The organism is Kitasatospora sp. NPDC086801 (assembly GCF_044745805.1).
Classification (GTDB): Bacteria; Actinomycetota; Actinomycetes; order Streptomycetales; family Streptomycetaceae; genus Kitasatospora.
On the sequence record NZ_JBIVAX010000008.1, the window covers coordinates 161,950 to 181,830 of the forward strand.

Annotated in this window: 13 protein-coding genes; 7 read left to right on the top strand and 6 right to left on the bottom strand. The window is 75.0% G+C overall.

Annotated elements, in window-relative coordinates; translation table 11 throughout:
• Window positions 1–11 precede the first annotated feature (11 nt).
• From ACIPLC_RS12815 to ACIPLC_RS12830, 4 genes are all read left to right on the top strand, one after another.
• Window positions 12–1,196 (top strand): AAA family ATPase, encoded by a 1,185-nt coding sequence (locus ACIPLC_RS12815; RefSeq protein WP_400473035.1) that lies wholly within the window; start codon window positions 12–14, stop codon window positions 1,194–1,196.
• 4 nt (window positions 1,197–1,200) lie between these two features.
• Window positions 1,201–4,974, top strand: a complete 3,774-nt coding sequence (locus tag ACIPLC_RS12820; protein ID WP_400472984.1) for a DUF5682 family protein — start codon at window positions 1,201–1,203, stop codon at window positions 4,972–4,974.
• On the top strand, window positions 4,971–6,956 hold the full coding sequence (locus ACIPLC_RS12825; RefSeq protein WP_400472985.1) for a hypothetical protein: 1,986 nt from the start codon (window positions 4,971–4,973) through the stop codon (window positions 6,954–6,956). Before ACIPLC_RS12820 ends, ACIPLC_RS12825 begins: the two co-directional genes overlap by 4 nt.
• 100 nt (window positions 6,957–7,056) lie before the next feature.
• The gene (locus tag ACIPLC_RS12830) at window positions 7,057–7,536 is read left to right on the top strand and encodes a MarR family winged helix-turn-helix transcriptional regulator (protein ID WP_400472986.1); all 480 of its coding nucleotides are present in this window, start codon (window positions 7,057–7,059) and stop codon (window positions 7,534–7,536) included.
• 150 nt (window positions 7,537–7,686) lie between these two features.
• Here ACIPLC_RS12830 and ACIPLC_RS12835 read toward each other — a convergent pair whose 3' ends face one another.
• The 5 genes from ACIPLC_RS12835 to ACIPLC_RS12855 form a co-directional block, all read right to left on the bottom strand.
• Complete coding sequence (locus ACIPLC_RS12835) at window positions 7,687–8,262, bottom strand: GTP-binding protein (RefSeq protein ID WP_400472987.1); 576 nt, start codon at window positions 8,260–8,262, stop codon at window positions 7,687–7,689.
• Between the two features lie 53 nt (window positions 8,263–8,315).
• Window positions 8,316–8,696, bottom strand: coding sequence for a DUF742 domain-containing protein (locus tag ACIPLC_RS12840; protein WP_400472988.1), 381 nt, complete (start codon window positions 8,694–8,696; stop codon window positions 8,316–8,318).
• Complete coding sequence (locus tag ACIPLC_RS12845) at window positions 8,693–9,124, bottom strand: roadblock/LC7 domain-containing protein (protein WP_400472989.1); 432 nt, start codon at window positions 9,122–9,124, stop codon at window positions 8,693–8,695. The genes ACIPLC_RS12840 and ACIPLC_RS12845 overlap by 4 nt, the downstream gene beginning before the upstream one ends.
• Window positions 9,124–11,307 carry an ATP-binding protein gene (locus ACIPLC_RS12850; RefSeq protein ID WP_400472990.1) on the bottom strand — a complete coding sequence of 728 codons (2,184 nt, stop codon included), beginning with the start codon at window positions 11,305–11,307 and terminating at the stop codon, window positions 9,124–9,126. Before ACIPLC_RS12850 ends, ACIPLC_RS12845 begins: the two co-directional genes overlap by 1 nt.
• A 380-nt stretch (window positions 11,308–11,687) precedes the next feature.
• Window positions 11,688–12,956: an acyl-CoA dehydrogenase family protein gene (locus ACIPLC_RS12855; RefSeq protein WP_400473036.1), complete on the bottom strand. Its 1,269-nt coding sequence runs from the start codon at window positions 12,954–12,956 to the stop codon at window positions 11,688–11,690.
• Between the two features lie 425 nt (window positions 12,957–13,381).
• Between ACIPLC_RS12855 and ACIPLC_RS12860 the strand changes: the two genes are divergently transcribed.
• The 3 genes from ACIPLC_RS12860 (at window position 13,382) to ACIPLC_RS12870 (ending at window position 18,732) form a co-directional block, all read left to right on the top strand.
• Window positions 13,382–14,455, top strand: a complete 1,074-nt coding sequence (locus ACIPLC_RS12860) for a GAF domain-containing protein (RefSeq protein WP_400472991.1) — start codon at window positions 13,382–13,384, stop codon at window positions 14,453–14,455.
• A gap of 434 nt (window positions 14,456–14,889) precedes the next feature.
• Window positions 14,890–16,479, top strand: coding sequence for a lipase maturation factor family protein (locus ACIPLC_RS12865; protein WP_400473037.1), 1,590 nt, complete (start codon window positions 14,890–14,892; stop codon window positions 16,477–16,479).
• 204 nt (window positions 16,480–16,683) lie between these two features.
• A complete protein-coding gene (locus ACIPLC_RS12870; protein WP_400472992.1) occupies window positions 16,684–18,732 on the top strand; it encodes a hypothetical protein in 2,049 nt (682 codons plus the stop codon).
• Window positions 18,733–18,820: 88 nt separating this feature from the next.
• Here the strand turns inward: ACIPLC_RS12870 and ACIPLC_RS12875 are convergent, their stop codons facing one another.
• A complete protein-coding gene (locus ACIPLC_RS12875) occupies window positions 18,821–19,849 on the bottom strand; it encodes a transglycosylase SLT domain-containing protein (protein ID WP_400472993.1) in 1,029 nt (342 codons plus the stop codon).
• Window positions 19,850–19,881: the final 32 nt, after the last annotated feature.

The following is a 19,881-nucleotide window of genomic DNA, read 5'->3' on the forward strand; positions in this document are numbered from 1 at the left end:
GCACCACGCCGATGAGCGCCACACCGACGAACAGCACACCGGCGAACAGCGCACCGGCGAGTGCTGACACCGCCCCCGCGAGCCGGCAGATCATCCCGCCCGAGGAGAAGCACGCCGCCGAGCTGGAGTTCCTGGCCGCGTACGACACCGGCCCGCGCCCGCCCGGCTGGCGGCTCACCCCGCGCGCCGTCGTCACCTTCGTCATGGGCAGCGACGGCGAGAAGCTCAAGGCCGGCCGCCGCGGCCTCGCCATCGAGCAGAAGTTCGTCGGCGAGCGCGCCCTCGTCGAACGCTGCGTCGTCACCCTCGCCGGGGAGCGCGGACTGCTGCTCGTCGGCGAGCCCGGCACCGCCAAGTCCATGCTCTCCGAACTGCTCGCCGCCGCCGTCTGCGGCACCAGCGCGCTGACCGTCCAGGGCACCGCCGGCACCACCGAGGACCAGCTCAAGTACGGCTGGAACTACGCCCTCCTGCTCGCCAAGGGGCCCAGCCGGGACGCCCTGGTGCCCTCCCCGGTGCTCACCGCGATGACCACCGGCTCGGTGGCCCGCGTCGAGGAGGTGACGCGCTGCCTGCCCGAGGTGCAGGACGCGCTGGTCTCCCTGCTCTCCGAACGGCGGGTCGCCGTCCCCGAGCTGGCCGGCACCCCCGACGGGCAGCTGCACGCCGCCGCCGGCTTCACCCTGATCGCCACCGCCAACCTGCGGGACAAGGGCGTCAGCGAGATGTCCGCGGCGCTCAAGCGGCGGTTCAACTTCGAGACGGTCGGCCCGATCGCCAGCCTCGCCGCCGAGGTCGAACTCGTCCGCAGCCAGTCGACCGTCGCCGTCGCCCGCGCCGGAGCCCCCTACGCGGTGGACGACGCCGTCCTGGAGGCCCTCGTCACCGCCTTCCGCGACCTGCGCACCGGCCGCTCCACCGAAGGCTGGGACGTCGAGCGCCCGTCCACCGTGATGAGCACCGCCGAAGCCGTCTCGGTCGCCACCGCGCTCGGCGTCACCGCCGCCTACCTGCCCGACGGCGGCGACCTGCTCGGCCGCCTCCCCGGCCAACTCATCGGGGTCGTCCGCAAGGACGACCCGGCCGACGCCGCCCGGCTGCTCGGCTACTGGGACGGCCCGGTCCGCCGGCGCGCCGAACAGGGCGCCGCCACCTGGCGCACCCTGTGGGACCTCCGCTCGGCCCTGGAGGCGTGAGGCGATGAACAGCACGGTGACGCCCGCCCCGGTCGGCCCCGACCACCTGAACGGCCCCGACCACCCGGACGGCCTGGACGACCCGCGCCCGGCCGTCCAGGCCGCGGCCGACCGGCTGGCCGCCTCCGGCGCCGACCGGCCCGGGCCCTACCTGATCGGCGTGCGGCACCACGCGCCGTCGCTCAGCGCGGTCCTCCCCGCGCTGCTCGACGCCGCCGAACCCGAGGTGGTGCTGGTCGAACTCCCCGCCGAGTTCCAGCCCTGGCTCGGCTGGCTGGCGGACGAGGCCACCCAGGCCCCCATCGCCCTCGCGGCTGCCCCGGCCGCCCCGGCCGCCCCGGTCGGCCGCGCGGGCGACCGGGGCCCCGGCCCCGCCGCCGACTCCGGCCCCGGCCCGCTCGCCTTCTACCCGTTCGCCGACTTCTCCCCGGAACTGGTCGCCCTGCGCTGGGCCCGGCGCAACGGCGTCGAGACACTCGCCTGCGACCTCCCGCTCGCCCACCGCACCGCGCCCCACGAGGACCGGCGGAGCGCCGCCGCCGACGCCGCCGGCACCCCCGGCGTGGCCGACGCGCTGCGCCACCGCCTCACCGGGCGCGCCTTTGACGACGACCTGTGGGACCGCCTCGTCGAGACCGCCGCCCCCGGCTCCACCCCCGACGCCGTCCGGCGCGCCGCCCTGCTGGTCGGCTGGGCGCTGCGCCGCGACGCCGAGACCGGCCCCGGCGTCGACCCGCACGACCTGCGGCGCGAAGCCTGGATGCGCGCCCGGATCCAGGCCGCGGCGGCCGGCGGGCGACGGGTCGCCGCCGTCGTCGGCGCCTTCCACGCACCCGCCCTGCTCGACGGGCCCGCCGCCACCGGGGAACCGCCGCACCCGGACCACCCCGGGCACGCCCTCTCCCTGATCCCCTACACCTACCCGCTGCTCGACGCCCGCTCCGGCTACCCGGCGGGCATCCGCGACCCCGAGTGGCAGCACACCGTCCTCGACGCCGACGGCGACCCCGACGGCCTGGCCCGGGCACTCACCACCACCGCCGTCCGGATCTGCGAAGCCCTGCGCAGCCAGGACCACCCCTCCGGCCCGGCCGACGCCCGCGAGATCGTCCGCCTCGCCGGTGACCTCGCCCGCCTGCGCGGCCACGCCGCCCCCGGCCGCGGCGAACTCGTCGAAGCCGTCCAGACCGTCCTGGCCCAGGGCGAACCCCTCGGACGCGGCCGGGCCGTCGCCCGCGCCCTCGAACGCGTCCTGGTCGGCACCCGAACCGGCCGCGCCACCCCCGCCGCCCCGCGCAGCGGGCTCGCCCCCGCCGTCGAAACCCTCCTCGCCGACCTCGGCCTCCCCGGCCCCGGCCCCGACCCCCGCGAACTCCGCCTCGACCCGCTGCGCACCCCCCTCGACCGCCGCCGCGAGATCCTCCTCCACCGCCTCACCGCCTGCGGCGTCCCCTACGCCGACCCCGTCACCACCACCGGCGCCGGTGGCACCGAAACCCTCGGCACCCGCTGGCGCCTCCACTGGACCCCGGCCACCGCCGCCATGCTCACCGTCGCCGGCGCCCGGGGCGTCACCCCCGCCCAGGCCGCCGAAGGCACCCTGCGCGAACGGCTCCGCCGCGAACAGCAGGCCGACGGCCCCACCGCCCGCGAGGTCCTCCGAGGCCTCACCGACGCGGCCGCCTGCGGTCTCCCGGCCCTCGCCGACACCCGCCTCACCCAACTCGCCACCGTCCTCCCGTCCTCCGGCACCCTCCCCGAACTCCTCGACGCCCTGGCCCTCCTCGACCGCCTCACCGCCGGCCACTTCCCCGGCTACCCCCCACCCGGCACCCCCGTGTCGCCGCTTGGCCCGGGTGCCGCCCCCGGTGGTTCTGCCGGGTCCAGCGTGCAGGAGCAGCCCCACCTCGCCACGTTGCCGGACGCCCCGGCGTCAGCGTCGGGCGTGGGCGGGTCCTCGGATGGCGTGCCGGGGCGGTTGGGGGCGGTGGGAGAGGTGTTGACCGTGGCGGCCGTGCGGCAGTTGGAGGGGTTGGGCGGGTCGGATGATCCGGCGGATGCCCGGGCGCTGATGGAGTTGGCGCGGCGGGCGGATCCGGACGGCGGGTTGCGGCTGGGGCACGTGCTGGCCGAACTCGCGGACCGGGGGAGTCCGTTGGTGCGAGGTGCGGCCGGAGCGGTGCGGGTGCTGCTGGGGCGGGAACGGGCGGAGGTGCTGGGCGGGCGGGCGGCCTCGTGGGTGGACGGGGCGACCGGTCCGGAGGCCCGGCACGCGCTCGGGCGGGGGCTGGTCGGCCTGCTGACGGCGGCGGAGGGGCTGTTCGCCACCGCGCCGGAGGCGTTGGAGCCCGTGTTGGAGCGGGTCACCTCGTTGCCCGACGCCGCTTTCCTGGACCGGTTGCCGGCATTGCGCGGGGGCTTCGACACGCTCAGCCCGGCCGCCCGGGACCGGTTGCTGGTCCTGGTCGAGGAACGCCTGGGCACCCGGCTCCCGGGCCTGCCCGAGGAGGTCCCTCGGGCCGTGGTGGCCGGCTGGGTCCGTGCGGATCTGGCCGCCCGTGCGGCGCTGTCCCGGCGCGGCCTGCTGCCGGCGCCTGAGGAGGGTCCGGTCCCCGAGCCGCCGCGCCGGGCCGAGCCCCTCCCGTCCCCACCCGCCGCCACTCGGCACGCCCTCGCCCCGGCCGATCGCTGGCGGCTGCTGCTCGGCCGCCCCGGCAGTGGTGGACTGAGCGGGCGCTGCGCCCGACTCGCCACCGCCCTGGACGAGTTGTACGGCGGTGGGCGCGGCGAGGGCTCAGGCCCGGGGCTGGACGGGCGGTCCGGCCGGGGCGGCCGCGAGGCGCCCTTCCCGGGGGTGCGGGAGTGGGCCGAGGAACTGTCGGCGCTGTTCGGGCCGGGCGTCCGGGAGGAGGTGCTGGCGGCAGCCGTGGCGCAGGGCCGGGCGGACGTCCTGGAGGCGATCGACCCGGGTGCCGTCCGTCCGTCGGTCGACTTGCTGCGCACGGTGTTGGAGCATGCGGGCGGCCTGCCGGAGGCGAGGGTGGCCCGGCTGCGTCCGCTGGTGCGGCGTCTGGTGGACGAGTTGACGCGCGCGTTGGCGACCAGACTGCGTCCGGCGCTGACCGGGATCAGCGTGCCGCGCCCGACGCGGCGGCCGGGCGGCGGGCTGGACCTGGACCGGACGATCCGCGCCAATCTCGCCACGGCCCGCCCGTCGGCGGACGGCGGCACGCTCATCGTGCCCGAGCGCCCGGTGTTCCGGACCAGGGCCCGACAGGCGGCCGACTGGCGGCTGGTGCTGGTCGTGGACGTCTCCGGGTCGATGGAGGCGTCGACGGTCTGGGCGGCGCTGACGGCGTCGATCCTGGCCGGGGTGCCTTCGCTGAGCACCCACTTCGTGGCGTTCTCCACCGAGATCGTCGATCTGACCGAGCGGGTGGAGGATCCGCTGAGCCTGCTGCTGGAGGTGCAGATCGGTGGCGGCACCAGCATCGCGAGCGGGCTGCGGTACGCGCGGAAGCTGGTGACGGTGCCGTCCCGGACGCTGGTCGTGGTGGTCAGTGATTTCGAGGAGGGCGGCCCGGTGGGCGGGCTGCTGGCCCAGACGCGGGCGCTGGTGGATTCCGGTGTGCAGCTGCTCGGCTGCGCGGCGCTGGACGACACGGGGACGGCCCGCTATTCGAAGGCGGTCGCGGGCCAACTGGTCGCGGCCGGCATGCCCGTGGCGGCGTTGAGTCCGCTGGAACTGGCCCGCTGGGTGGGGGAGAAGGTGCGATGAGCGTGGCGGAGCGGACGAGCGGCTGGCCGGCGGTCCGGCCGGAGGTGGTCGCGGAGGTGGTGGCCGGGTTGAGTGCCCGGTTGCAGAAGCGGCTGGACGGCGCGGCGGCGAAGCTGGTGGAGCGACCGGTGACCCGTTGCGGTGACGAGTGGCGGGTGGAGGTGGACGGGGAGACGGCGCTCGTGCTGCACGCCCCGGGCGCGGTGGTCGCGGATGCGGCCGACGTCCGCTGCGGCTGCCTGCTGGCCCCGGCCTGCGTGCACCGGGCCGCTGCGGTCACGCTCTGCCCGTTGGCCGAGCTGACTGAGCTGACCGAGGAGACCGAGGAGACCGAACCGGCCACGACGACCGAACCGGCCGCACCGACCGGGGCGGCCCCAAGGGCCACGGGGGAGTCGCAGGGGCCGCAGCCCGAGGCCGGGACCACCCCGGTCGAACTGGCGGCGGCCCGCCACCTCCACCGGGCCGGGTGTGCCGTCCTGGCGGCCGGGGTGAGCGGGGCGGGGGCGGTCGCGCAGGCCGAGCTGCTGCGGGCGGCCCACCGGGCGCGGCTGGCGGGGTTGTACCGCCCGGCCGCGGCGGCGGTCGCCGTGGTGACGCGGGTGCGCGCGGCCCGGTCCGGGGCGCCGGACCACCGGCTGGCGGACCTGGTGGCCGGTCTGCGCGAGCTGCTGGACCTCACCACCGCCCTGAGCACCGGCTCCGGCCCGGGCGCCGAGCTGCGCGGCACCGCCCGCCAGGCGTACGGCGAGGAGGGCGGGTTGCGGCTGTACGGGCTGTTCGCCGAGCCGGTGCTGACGGCCACGCATGCGGGGGTGGTGAGTTGGGCGGTGGACGCCGGGGGTCGGCTCAGCACGGTGGCCGAGGTGGTGCCGCACGGTGACGCGGCCGCCGCCGCCCCGCAGGCGGTCGGGGCGGGCAACCGGACGGTCCGGCTGGGCGAGGCTCCGCTCAGCCACCGGGAGTTCAGCCGCGCCGGGCTGGCCGTCCAGGGCGCCACCCGGTCTGCCACCGGACGGCTGGGCGCGGGTGCTTCCGTCCGGGCGGTCCGAGCGGCAGGCGCGGCGTGGACGGCTGAGCCGGCGGCCGGGCTCTGGGCCGAACCGGCGGCCGCCCAGGTGGCGCGGGCGCTCGCGGCGGAGTCGCTGCCGTACGAGGGCCGCCCGGCCGGGAGCGACCTGCTGTTCCTGGACGTCACCCTGCTGGGCCCGGCTCCGGCAGGCCCGGGCGGGGCGCCGCGGCTGCTGGCGCGCTGCGAGGGTGGCGCCGGTGGCGCCGACGGCGCTCTGGTGGTCGGCCTGCGCGCGGGGCACGAGCACCCGGGGCTGGCTTTCCGGGCGAATCTCGCGCTGCTCGCCACCGTGCCCGGCCTGCGGCTGCGGGTGATCGGCCGCCTGGAGCGTTCGGACCGTCCGGAGCTTCGCCTGCTCGCGATCGGCACGCCCCCGGAGCCCCCGGCGGCCCCCGAGACTCCCGGTCTCCCCACGCTCGCCGTCCCCGCAGACCGGGCCGAACGGGTCAATCTCGGCCTCGAACGCCTCCAGACCGCCGACGTCCGCACCGCCGACGTCCGCACCGCCGACCCCGAGGCCCCCGCCCCCACCGATGCCCCGTCCTGCCTCCCAGCCGGCCTCCCGCCAGGCCTCCCGGGCGAGGTGCCGTACGGCCCACCCGTCCACGTGCTCGGCCGCCGGGTCGAGCAGACGGTCACCACCGGGCGCCACGCCCTGTCCCCGAGCGCGGCCACGGCGGCCGCCGACGGGAGCCTGCTGCGCGCCGCCGGGCTGGTGACGGCCGCCGAGCTCCTGGACGTCCTGCGGGCCGCCGCGGCCGACCGGCGCCGCGACGTGTTCGGCCGGGTCGTCCCGGACGACCACGACGCCTTCGCCGGGTCCTGGCTGGCGGCCGCCTGCTACACGGAGGAACTGGCCACCGCGCTCTGTGCCGCCGCCTGGGCGGGGGAGTCATCCGGGGAGGTATGAGGAAAAGTATTTGCATAGACAGCTAATCCGCGTCGGCTGGCATACTTGTCCTAAGGAAGGCGCAACGAGACGCGCAGGGAAATGGAAGGGAAGGCGAGCGATGGGTATCCGCGACGACGCGGCCGAGGTCCGGGCCCGTGGCTGGCGGACTCTCGCCGCGCTGCACGGGCTGATCGACGCGGCGCTGGAGAAGGCGCTGCAGGCGGAGCACCGGCTCTCGGTGGTCGAGTACACGGTGCTGGACGCCCTGTCGAGGCAGGACGGGTGGCACATGCGGATGCAGCAGCTGGCCCGCGCCGCGGCACTGAGCAGCAGCGCGACGACCCGCCTGGTGACCCGGCTGGAGGACCGCGGGCTGCTCAGCCGCTACCTCTGCGCCGACGACCGGCGCGGGATCTACACCGAGCTGACGCCGGAGGGCCGCACCCTGCTGACGGCCGCCCGCCCGGTGCACGACGCCACCCTGGAGGCGACCCTGGCACAGGCCGCCGAGGTGCCGGAGCTGGCGCCACTGGTCCACGCCCTCTCCGGACTCGACGACCCGGCCGGGCTCACCGGCCGCACCCCGGCCAACGCCTGAACCCCAACGCCTGAACCCCAACGCCTGAACCCCAACGCCTGAACTCCGGCGCCTGACCCTCGACCTCGCCTGGCCCTCGACTCAACGTCGGCACCGGCCCCCCGGTGAGCCCGCCCGGCTGCCCCGCCGCCCGGCCGCGCGACCGGTCTCTCAACGTCGCCCGGCGGACAGGGCGTTGCGGTGCACCTGGTCGAGCAGGGCGAGCAGCAACTCCTTGCTGGACGCCCGTTCCCGCACGTCGCACAGCACGATCGGGACCTCGGGGTCGAGGTCGAGGGCGCGCCGGACGTCCTCGGGGCTGGCGTCGCGGCGGCCGTGGAAGCAGTTGACGCCGATCGCGAACGGGATGCCGCGCTGCTCGAAGAAGTCCACGGCGGCGAAGCTGGATTCAAGCCGCCGGGTGTCGGCGAGGATGATCGCCCCGAGGGCGCCGAGCGCGAGGTCGTCCCACATGAACCAGAACCGGAACTGGCCGGGCGTGCCGAACAGGTAGAGCACCAGGTCCTCGCGGACGGTGATCCGCCCGAAGTCCATCGCCACGGTGGTGGTGGACTTGTCCTGGACGCCGTCGAGGCTGTCGACCCCGATGCTGGCGCGGGTCATCCGCTCCTCGGTCTGCAGCGGTTCGATCTCGCTGACCGAGCCGACCATGGTGGTCTTGCCGACGCCGAAGCCGCCGGCGACGAGGATCTTGACCGCGCCCGGCACCAGGCTCTGGGTCGTCAATTCGGGTCTCCTGGAGTGGGACTGAGAGGTGCGGGGCGGTCGGGTCCGCCGGGTCAGAGCCGGCGGACGCCCTCGATCACGGCCTGGATCAGCGAGATGTCCGGCGCCTCGGCGAGTTGGACCGGGGCGCGGGTGAGGATCAGCCGGGCCTCGGCGAGGTCGTCGAGCAACACCTTGACGACGCTGACCGGCAGGTCGAGGGTGGCCGCGATCTCGGCCACGGCCAGCGGGCGTTCGCGGCACAGGTCGAGGATCGCGGCCGGTTCGGGCGTGAGCCGGCTGGTGTCGGTGCGCGGGTCGGCGCTGACCACGAGGGTGATCAGCGCGAACCCGTCACGGACCGGGCCGGTGCGCCCGTTGGTGATCGCGTAGGGGCGGACCAGATGGCCTGCGTCCTTGTCGTAGAACCAGGCCTCGCCGGCGTCGGAGGTCACGCACCGCCACCCGCGCCGGCCTGGCCGGCGTCGCTGCGCGGCGCCGCGGTGAGGTACTGGCCGACCTGCTTGACCAGCATGTTGATCTCGTAGGCCATCAGCCCGGCGTCCACCTGCTCGCTGGTGAGGACGGCGAGCCGGGCGCCCTGCCCGGCGGTGGTGACGAACAGGAACAACTGGTCCATCTCGACCACGGTCTGCCGGACCAGGCCGCCGTTGAAGCGGTGGCCGGCGCCGCGGGCGAGGCTCTGCAGGCCGGAGGCGACGGCGGAGAGGTGTTCGGCGTCGGCCCGGTCGAGGCCCTGGGACGTGCCGACCAGCAGGCCGTCCTCGGAGAGGACGATGGCGTGCCGGGTCTCGGGTACCCGTGCCACCAGCTGGTCCAGCAGCCAGTTGAGGTCGCGCGGGGTGTCGGTGTGCTGCGTCATCACTGCTGTTCCTTGGCTTCCTGAGCGGCGGAGGCTTCCTGGGCGGCGGAAGGTGCGGCCGGGGCGTGCGGCGCGGCGGGCCGCTGGGGGGCGGTGGGGGTGGCCGGTGCGTCGGGGTCGGCCGCGCGGGCGGTCCGGGTGCCGCGTTGGATGGCGGCCATGGTGGCGCGGGAGCGCTGTGGCGACGGGTCGTCGGCCCCGTCGGCCCAGGCGATTCCGGAGGCTCCGGTGACTCCGGCGGCTCCGTGCCAGGGCCTGGCCTGGGCCGGGGAGCCGCCGACGGGGGGCAGCATGGCGTCGGGAGCGTGGGCCTCGCGGAGCTGCTCGGCGAGGCTGGCGTTGCGGACCCGCCGCGGCAGGACCGGTGGGGTACGCAGTTCGCCGTCCGGGCCGTGCTCCACGTGCTCCTCCCGGTCGCGTTCGTGGGCGGGCGCGGCAGGCTCGGCGGTGGCACCGTCGAGGGGTCCGGCCGTGAGCCCGGCCGTGGTCCCAGCGGTGTTCCCGGCCGGAGCGTCCGCAGCACGGCCGTCGGCCGACGGCTCACCGGTCGGGACGTCGGACGGGACGTCGGACGGGGCCTCGTACGGGCGCGGGAGGACGGGCCGGGGGACGACCACGGCACCGGGCAGACCGGGGATCTCGGCGCCGACCGGCAGACCGCCGTTGACCGGTCCGGGGACGGCGCGCTCGGCCGGGCCGCCGTCCAGGGGGTACTGGGCGAGCAGTTCGCCGATGATCACACCGCTGTCGCCCGCACCGGGCCCCGGGGGCACCCCAGGCACCGCCAGACCACCGGCCACACCAGGAGCACCACCCGTACCCGCGGCACCACCACCCGCAGCACCACCACCCGCGGCACCACCGGCCCCGGACCCCCCGGCCCCGCCGGGCGCACCCGGCCCGGCGCCGGTCAGCCCGCCGAGCACTCCGGCGAGCGCGCTGGTCAGTTCCCCGCCCAGGTCGCCGGGGTCACCGCCCTCCGCCTGCAGCGCCTCGGGGGCCAGCGGCCGGGTGACCCGCGCGCCGGACGGCAGCCCGGCCACGGCGCCCGTCTGTTCGGCCTGCTCCAGCAGCACGCACGGCACCAGCACCACGGCCCGGGTGCCGCCGTAGGGTGAGGGGCGCAGGGTGACCTGGATGGCGTGCCGGGCGGCCAGCCGCGCGACGACGAACAGGCCGAGGCGCAGGTCGTCGCCGAGGGCGGAGACGTCCAGTTCGGGCGGGTTGGCCAGGTAGTCGTTGAGCCGCTCGTACTCCTCCTCGCCCATGCCGAGGCCGCGGTCCTCGACCTCGACCGCCAGGCCCTTGGGGACTTCCTGTGCGGAGATCTGCACCTGGGTGTACGGCGGGGAGAAGGTGGTGCCGTTCTCGATGAGTTCGGCGATCAGGTGGATGACGTCGGCGACGGCCTGTCCGCTGAGCGCGGCGCGCGGCACGCCCTGGACGACGACGCGGGCGTAGTTCTCGGTCTCGGAGACGGCGCTGCGCAGCACGTTGACCATGGGCACGACGTTGCGCCAACGGCGGGCGGGCAGGGCGCCGCCGAGGATGACGAGGTTCTCGGCGTTGCGCCGCATCCGGGTGGCGAGGTGGTCGACCGCGAACAGTTCGCGCAGCAGCTCGGGTTCCTCGTGCTCGCGCTCCAGGGCGTCGAGCATGCTGATCTGTCGGTGGATCAGGATCTGGGTGCGGCGGGCGATGTTGAGGAAGACCTTCTTCGTCCCCTCGCGGCCCTGGGCCTGGTGGATGATGGCGGCGACGGCGGCCTGGCGGACGGCGGCGAGGCCGTCGCAGGTCTGCTGGAGCTCGTCGCCGGCCCGGCGGGACGGCGACCAGGTGGGCGGTGTGGGCACCGGCTCCCCGGCGCGCAGCCGTCCGACGACCTCGGGGATCTCGTCCTGGGCGAGCGCGAGGGTGTCGGTGCGCAGTGCGTCGAGGCGGGCGGACAGGGCCCGTGCGGTCCGGATGCCGCGGACCAGGCTGACCAGCAGGACCAGGGCGACGACGGCGCTACCGGCGATCAGGGGGGTGCGGTGTCCGGTGTCGCGCAGCAGGTAGGCGGCGTAGCCCCAGGCGGCCGCGAGGCCGAGGCTGGGGACCAGGACGAGGGCGAGGAGCGACCTGCGGAGCGAGCCGGACCGGCCGGCGCGGTGGCCCGTGCGGTGGGCCGATATGCCTGGCATCTGATTCCTTGTTGCAGGGCCGAGTCGCTGGGCCGAACGGCGGGTCGGCCCGTGCGCGGTCCGGCCGGGGCTTCAGGGCGCCACGGCCGGGGTGGCCGGACGGGGTGACGCGGTGTCATCGTCCGGGCGGGGGTGCAGCACGGCCGCCGACGGCAGGAACGCTATCAGCCCCAGGTGCCCTCATCGCAACATCAACTGACGATGTGTGGACGGGTGGTGGTGATGGCGAAGACTCCCGGACGGGGCGTCCACCGGTGGAAGACCGCAGCTCACGTCGGTCTGGAGCGGCGCGCGGACGGCTCTCCGGGAGGCCGGGAGCCTCCCGGAGGATCGCCAGGAACAGGTCAAGTCGCCGCTGTGCCGCAGCTCGCCCTGCCGGCTCAGCCCGCCAGCGGTATCGGCACCACCTGTCCGTCCCCGACGGCCTGCAACTCCACCGCGGCCTCCCGCTCGGACAGTTCGGTCCACGCCCAGCTCGCCAGGTCGGACAGCTCCGCCGACCACTGCTTGCCGTAGGTGCCGGAGGCGACCTGGCCGAGCCGCAGCCGCTGGACGTCCGAGGTCCCGGCCGGCGGGTAGACGTGGGTGGCGTCGCGCAGGTAGCGCTCGATGCTGAACTCGGCCTGAAGGCCCCGGGCGGCGTGGATCTCCATGGCGTTGCGCGCGGAGTCCAGCGCGTACTCGGTGTTGATGAGTTTGGCGTTCATCAGCTCGGCGTCGCAGGCCTTGCCGTGGTCGAGCAGGTGCGAGGCGTGGTAGGCGGCCAGTTTGGCCGTCATCAGCCGGGACTGCATCTCGCCCAGCTTCAGCGCGATGTTGGGCAGTTGGTTGATCGGCTTGCCGTAGAGCACCCGCCCCTCGGCGAAGCGCACGGTGTCCTCGACGATCGCGGTGTGGATCCCGAGCGCGACGGCGGCGAGGTTGAGCCGGCCGTACAGGGTGGAGGAGGAGTAGGCGACGTCCAGGCCCTGGCCCTCCCGGCCGAGCCGGTTGCCGACGGGGATGCGGCAGTCCTCGAAGACGATCTCGCCGAAGCTGAAGCCGTGCAGGCCGCTCTGCGAGCCGAGTTCGCCGACGCGGAAGCCGGGTCGCTCACTCTCGACCAGGAACGCGGACAGGCCCCTGCTGCCCTCGCCGGTGCGGAAGATCACGCCGTGCACGTCGCCGATGTGGGAGTTGCCGACGAACCACTTGCGGCCGTTGAGCACGTACTGGTCGCCCTCGCGGCGGGCGGTGCCGGACATGCCGAGCACGTGGCCGCCGCACTCCGGCTCGGTGACGGCGATGGTCGGCAGCGACTCGCCGGAGGCGAACCTCGGCAGCCACTTGCGTCGTTGGACGTCCGAGCCGAAGTGGATGACCTTGGCGACGCCGAGCTGTGAGGCCTGCGCCACCGCGCCCATGGCGCCGCTGACCCGGGCGAGTTCCTCCACGATGATGGTCTTGGCGAGGTGCCCCAGTCCCAGTCCGCCGAATTCGCGCGGAATGGTCACCCCGATCCAGCCCCGCCGGGCGATCTCCCGCGACAGTTCGAACTCGACGGTCCGTTCGGCCTCCATTCGGGCCACGTGCGGGCGTACCTCCTTCTCCGCGAACTCCCGGACCTCCGCTCGGAGACTCTCGTGGCGCTCGTCGGTGAAGTAGTCCATCGCCATGCTGGGGTCCTCTCGTGTCAGTGGATGTGCCGTGCCTCCGTCCGTGCTGTCGAAGTCGCTCCGGCCGCTCCCCGGGGTGAGTGGGGGTTTCGAGGTGGTGGCGGCCGACTGCCCCGTCGCAATCGGTGCATGCGGAACTCGGGGCCGCCTTCCCAGGGTTGGGAATGCTGCCCGTGTCTTCGGCAGGGCTCATTGTCATATGGGCCTCCTGTGCTGACCCAGAGTCGATCTTGAATTGGCGAAAATCGGCCCGTCCTTACGCGGGGGCGTTTGCTGCGGCTCCGAGTGGGAAGTGATCTCCGTCCGCCGCGACAACCTGCTGAGCGGCCGCTCACATGCGGCTTTGACTGTTCATCAGCAAGGGCGGTGAACCGGACCGGGAGCACCGAACCGCCCGGATGTCTGATTACATGTGCGCCATGACTGATGTGATGAGCACTCAAGGCCAGTTCCCGGGTGCCGCCGGGGAGTCCGAGCGGACCCGCAGGCTGCGCAGCCTCGGTCTCAACGAACCGTCCGCGGACGAGGCCTTCGACCGCTTCGCCCACCTGGCCGCCAGCATCACCCGCGCCCCCATCGCGATGGTCAACTTCATCAACGACGAGCGCCAGATGTTCCGGGGGCTCTACATTCCGCCAAACTCGAACGACATCGCGGCCGACGAAGGCGCCTCCTGGGCCGATCGGGGCATCGCCTTCGACCTTCCCACCCGTCAGATGCCGCTGAGTCACGGCTTCTGCCCGCACGTCGTCGCCCAGCGATCCCCCCTCGCGCTCGACGACATCCTCGCCTACCCCCGGTTCTCCGGAAACCCGGTCGTCGACGAACTGGGCGTGCGCGCCTACCTCGGCGCCCCGCTCGTCGACGACACCAACACCGTCATCGGCACCGTCTGCGTCCTCGACCGGGAACCCCGGCAGTGGGGGCGCGAGCGGCTGCGCGACATCCAGCACCTCGCCGAGGCGCTGCTCTCCGAGATCCGGCTGCGCGACAACCTGCTCGCCCAGCAGCAGGAGATGTTCGCCGCCTTCGACGGCTCCCCGTTCCCCATCATGCTGACCGACGGCCCCGGCCAGGAGATCCGCTACGCCAACGCCCAGCACGCCGACACCTTCGGCGCCCCGGTGGCGTACGGCGCGATCGGCCAGGCCTACCCGCAGCTCGGCGCCGCCGGCCTCCAGCAGGCCGTCGCGGAGGCCTACCACACCGGGCGCAGCACCGTCCTCAACGACGTCCGGATCCAGTCGGGCCGCCCCGACGCCCAGCGCGGCCGGCAGGTCTTCAGCTTCACCTGCACCCCGCTGCGGGTCGCTCGCACCGGCCAGGTCAACGGCGTCCTCACCGTCGGCATGGACGTCACCGCGCAGTCCCGCACCGAGGAGGAACTCGGCACGCTGGCCGCCCTGCTGGTCGACCGGCTCCAACAGAACGGCGCCACCCCCGCCGGCCGCCCGGGCATCGCCGGGGAGTCCGGACTCGTCCTGCCGAACTGAACCGCCGACCTGCCGTCCGCGTGCGGCGTCGCCGTCCCCCTCCGCACCACCGCTCGCCGATCCGCACCACCGCGCACCACCCACCACCGTGGCGGGGCGCCTCTCACCCCCGAGGAGAGGCTCCCCGCCACGGTGCCGTCCGGGGGCGGGAGTTCTCGCCCGGTCCGGTTTTCGTACCGGGCCCGGGAGCTCCCTCCGGTCCGGACGGCCGCGACTCCGCCGTGGCTCCACCGCAGCCCACCGCTAGCCCACCGCTAGCCCACCGCGAGCCTGCCGTGAGCCCATCGTGAGCCCGCTATGTGGCCCCGCGAGGACCGGACGAGAGCCCGGGGAGGGCCCCGCGAGGCCCGCACCGGGCCCGAGCGGGTGAACGGCCCCCGCCCGCGCCCCGGCCGCGTCCCGCCCGGCGGCCGCCGATGGTAGGCATGGGCCGCATGGACTGGTTCGCCGCCCCCGACTACTGGCTGAGCCGACTGCTCGTCCAACGTCTGCTCTCCGGCCTCTACCTGATCGGATTCCTCGCCGCCGCCGCACAGTTCCGCGCCCTCATCGGCAGCGACGGCATGCTGCCGGTGCCCCGCTTCACCGCCCGGGTCCCCTTCCGCCACGCGCCCGGACTGTTCCACCTCCACTACAGCGACCGCTTCTTCGCCGCCGTCGCCTGGAGCGGCGCCGCGCTCGCCGCCGCCGTGACCGCCGGACTCGGCGACGCCGTCCCGCTCTGGGCGTCCGTCCTGCTGTGGGCGCTGCTCTGGGGGCTCTACCTCTCGATCGTCAACGTCGGACAGACCTGGTACTCCTTCGGCTGGGAGTCGCTGCTGCTCGAAGCCGGCTTCCTCGCCGCCTTCCTCGGCAACGCCGACACCGCCCCGCCCACCCTGGTGCTCTGGCTGATGCGCTGGCTGGTCTTCCGGGTCGAGTTCGGCGCCGGACTGATCAAACTGCGCGGCGACCGCTGCTGGCGCGACCTCACCTGCCTGCGCTACCACCACGAGACCCAGCCCATGCCCGGACCGCTCAGCTGGTTCTTCCACCACCTGCCGGACCCGCTGCACCGCGTCGAGGCGGCCGCCAACCACTTCGTCCAACTCGTCGTCCCCGTCGGCCTCCTCCTCCCGCAGCCGGTCGCGAGCTACGCCGCCTGCGCCGTCATCGCCACCCAGCTGTGGCTGATCGCCTCCGGCAACTTCGCCTGGCTCAACTGGCTCACCGTCACGCTCGCCCTCGCCGCCGTCGACCCGGCCTGCCTCGCGCTGCCCGTCCACGCCCGCGCCCACCCCGCCGCGCCCGCCTGGTTCGAGGCGCTGGTGATCGCGCTGACCGCGGCCGTCGCCGTCCTCAGCTACTGGCCGGTCCGCAACCTCGTCTCCCGCCGCCAGGCCATGAACCGCTCCTTCAACCGACTGCACCTCGTCAACACCTACGGCGCCTTCGGCAGCATCAGCCGCGTCCGCCAGGAGGTCGTCATCGAAGGCACCGACGAACCGACCCTCACCCCGCACACCGTCTGGCACGAGTACGGCTTCAAGGGCAAACCCGGCGACGTGCGCCGCCTCCCGCGCCAGTACGCCCCCTACCACCTGCGGCTCGACTGGCTGATGTGGTTCGCCGGCATCTCACCCGCCTACGCCCGCCCCTGGTTCCTGCCCTTCGTCGCCCGCCTGCTCGCCGGCGACCCCGCCACCCTCCGCCTGCTGCGTCACAACCCCTTCCCCGGCACCCCGCCGACCCACGTCCGGGCGACCCTCTACCTCTACCGGTTCACCGATTGGCGCGAACTGCGGGAAACCGGCGCATGGTGGCGCCGCACCGCGCTCCACGAGTACCTCGCGCCGGTCGACCTCGCCTCCCTCGGCCGCGCCGGGTACCGCCCGCCCCTGGGCCGACGGCTCCGCACCGTGCCCCTGGACCGGCCACGGCGGCCCGGGCCCCGCCCGGGGAACCCACCCGCCCGGCCCGACGGCCGCGGGCCCCAGCACCCGTCCGGCCCAACCTCTCACCACCCGTGCGGCCCTCCCGGGTAGCGGCCAGGCGGGGGGTATGGCACACGACACCGGCCCGTCGGGCGGTGGGTGCGTGCAAGGCTCGAACGGGCACCCGTATTCTGGGCGTCCACAACCGGCAGCCCGACCGCGCGCCCCCCAGCCCCGCCCCGGGGCACCCCGCGCAACCGGTCCGCCGCCCCCTCGCCGCCAGCCCCGCCGTCGTCGCCCAGAACCGGACCTCACATGACAGTGCTTCACTCGCGCAACGCCGACGCAGCCGACCCGGTGGACGTCGCCGACGCCGCAGACGTCAAGGACCCCCAGGACGCCAAGGCCACCACGGCGGAGACCGACCTCCGCGAGGACCTCGGCCGCTACGCCGAACTCGGGGCCTTCACCCTCACCGCCGACACCCACGCCTGGTACGCGGCCGTCGACACCGTCGCCACCCCCGAGGACGCCCGGGCCGCCTCCACCGCCCTCGCCGAACTGCGCGGCCGCGACCTCCGCCAGACCTGGGAAGCCGTCACCGCCCTCGCCGCCGACGCCAAGCTCGACGAACCCGACACCGTCGCCAAGGCCGCACTCCTCGTCGAGATGCTCCAGCGCGTCCACCGCACCTCCGCCACCCTCACCGCCGCCGCCTACGATGCCGACCTCGGCGCCCTCGCCGCCGCCACCGCCGACGGCACCTGGCGCCGCGAGAACGGCGCCAAGCTCTCCTGGCTGCGCGCCCGCTCCCTGCGCAAGCAGGCCACCGCCCTCGCCACCGACCGCCGCATCCGTCGCGAAGACCTGCACGAGGCACTCGCCTCCGCCGAGGTCGAGCGCCGCGCCTGGGCCGCCCTCGCCCCCGCCGGCACCCTCCCGGTCGTCCCCGCCGACGGCGCCCTGGTCGAGCGGACCGCCCAGGCCTTCGAGGCGATCAACACCGGCCTGCGCGGCCTCGCCCGGCTGCTCCCCGACCACGACCTCGACGGACTGGCCTTCGCCGAGCTCGTCGACCTCGTCGAACGGCTCGCCGCCGACGAAGGCACGCTCTACCGCCTGCCCACCATCCGCGGCCTGCGCGCCACCCTGGAAGACGCCGGCCTCGGCGACCTGCTCACCGAACTCGCCGCCGCCCAGGCCGACCGCCGCGACGCCGAAGCCGCGTACACCGCCCGCCAGGCCCTGGCCGGCGGCCAGCGGGACGGGCTCGCGGGGGAGGACAGTGCCGCCGCCGCCGCCGCTCCGGCTCCGGCTTCGGTCGAGGAGACGGTGACCGCCAGGGAGGTGGACGCGGACGCGGGTTCGGGTTCGGTCGAGGTCGAGGTCGAGGCTGAGGCTGCGGTTGAGGCGGCTGAGGAGGAGGTGACGGAGGAAGCCCCGTCCGCTGTTGTGGTCTCCCTCCCGGCGCCGTCCCCGGCCGCCGACGACCTGGTGGCCGCCGCGACCGCCGCCCTGGCAGAGGCCGCGGAGTCGGACGAGCCCGTGGCCGCGCCGGCGGAGGCCGTCGAGGACGCGGAAGCCACAGAGGCAACGGACGTAACGGAGGCAGCGGAGGCCGAGGCCGTCGTCGAGTCCCCCGCCGTCGAAGCCGACGCCGAAGCCGAGCTTGCGGAGGAGGCGCCCGTCCTGGAGGACGCGCCCGTCGTCGAGCCGGAGACGGTCGAGGAGGCTGCGGAGCCCGAGACGGTCGCCGAGGTCGACGTGGTCGAGGCTCCCGTGGCAGAGACCGACGAGCCGGTGGCTGAGGTCGAGGTCGTCGAGGAGGCGCCCGCTGTCGTCGTGGAACTGGTCGATGCGGCCGAGGCCACTGAGGCCGTGGATGCGGCGGCCGAGGTCGAGCCGGTTGTTGAGCCCGTTGCTGTCGTGGAGCCGGTGGCTGAGGTCGAGGTCGTCGAGGAAGCGCCCGCTGTCGTCGTGGAGCCGGTGGCTGAGGCCGAGGCTGTTGAGGAGGCGCCCGCCGTCGTCGTGGAGTCGGCGGCTGAGGCTGAGGCCGTGGAGCCGGTGGCTGAGGTCGAGGCTGTTGAGGAGGCGCCCGCCGCCGAGCCCGCCGCCGCGCCCGTCGCCGAGCCCGCGCCCGTCGCCGCCGGTCAGCCCGAGAAGCCGGACTTTACGCCCGGCCGGCCCGTGACCGCCTACTCGGCCGACGAACTGCTCGCCGTCGTCCGGTGGGTGGACGGTGACGGTGTGAAGCGCACGGAGGAGGAACTGCTGCGGGCGGCGATGAAGGAGCTGGGCTTCGCCCGCCTCGGGCCGCGGATCAAGGAGGCGCTGGGCGCCGCCGTCACCGCCGCGCGGGGCTGACGTACCAGCGAGGAAGACCGGTGAAGGGCCCGGGACGCGAGAGATCGCGTCCCGGGCCCTTCCGCTGTCCCACGGGGCCCCGGGGGTGTCAGCCGGTCTTGGTCCACGGCTGGCCGGCCATCAGCGCCTTGACGTTGGCCACGTACCCCGGGTTGGGGATGACCAGGCTGCCGACGACCTGGCCGGTGGCCGGGTCGGTGACGGTGTTGTAGTGCACGTTGCCCGCGCCGGCGTTGTACGCGGAGATGACGAGGTCGAGCAGCGGCGTCTTGCCGGTGGCCGGGTCGGGGGAGAGGTCGTACTTGCCGTCGAAGGAGGAGTCGCCGTAGTAGGCGACCAGCCAGTCGAGTAGCTGGGTGCCGAGCTGGACGTTCCCGGCGAGGGTCTTCGCGTCGGAGTTGGTGGCGTACTTGCTGTTCATCCAGCTGATGGTGTTCGGCATGATCTGCATGGTGCCGATCCCGCCGTCGCAGGCGAGGATGCCGGACTGCCAGCCGCTCTCCTGCCAGGCGATCGCCTTGACCAGGTTGACGGGCAGCGGCGGGAGCTTGTCGGTGCCGCCGCTGCTGAGGTTGAGCGTGCGGGCCTGGCCGGCGGCGGTGGCGAGGGCCGCGCCGACGGCCTCCTTGGGCTCGTCGGGCTGGGGCTTGCTGGGCTGGCAGCCGCTCTGCAGCGGCGGGACGTGCGGGATCGCCGGCGCGGGCGGCGGCGGGGGTGCGACCGGGCCGGGCTTGGCGACGGGCACGGGGGCCACGATGGCGGGCTTGGCGACCGGGGGCGGGGTGGCGGGCGCGGCGGGCGGGCTGGTCGGGGCGCCGGGCTTGGCGGTGGTCGGGGCCGGGGTGGTCGGGGCGGGCTTGGTGGACTTGCTCGCGGACGGGTTCGGGCTGCGGGAGGCGCTGGCCGTCGGGGAGTTGGTCGGCGTCGGGGTGACGGTCGCGGACGGGCTCGCGCTCGGCGTCTCGGTCGGGGTGCCGGTGGCGGCGACCGCCGTGGTGTCCGGCGCGCTGTTCTGGTGGTTGTCGGCGTGCTTGGTGCCGCAGCCGGCCAGGACGGCCGTCGAGACCGCCGCGGCCGACACGATGACCAGTGCTCTCCGGGATGTGCTGACTGCCACGTGTGGTCCCCCCACTCGTCACCGGCCGTCCC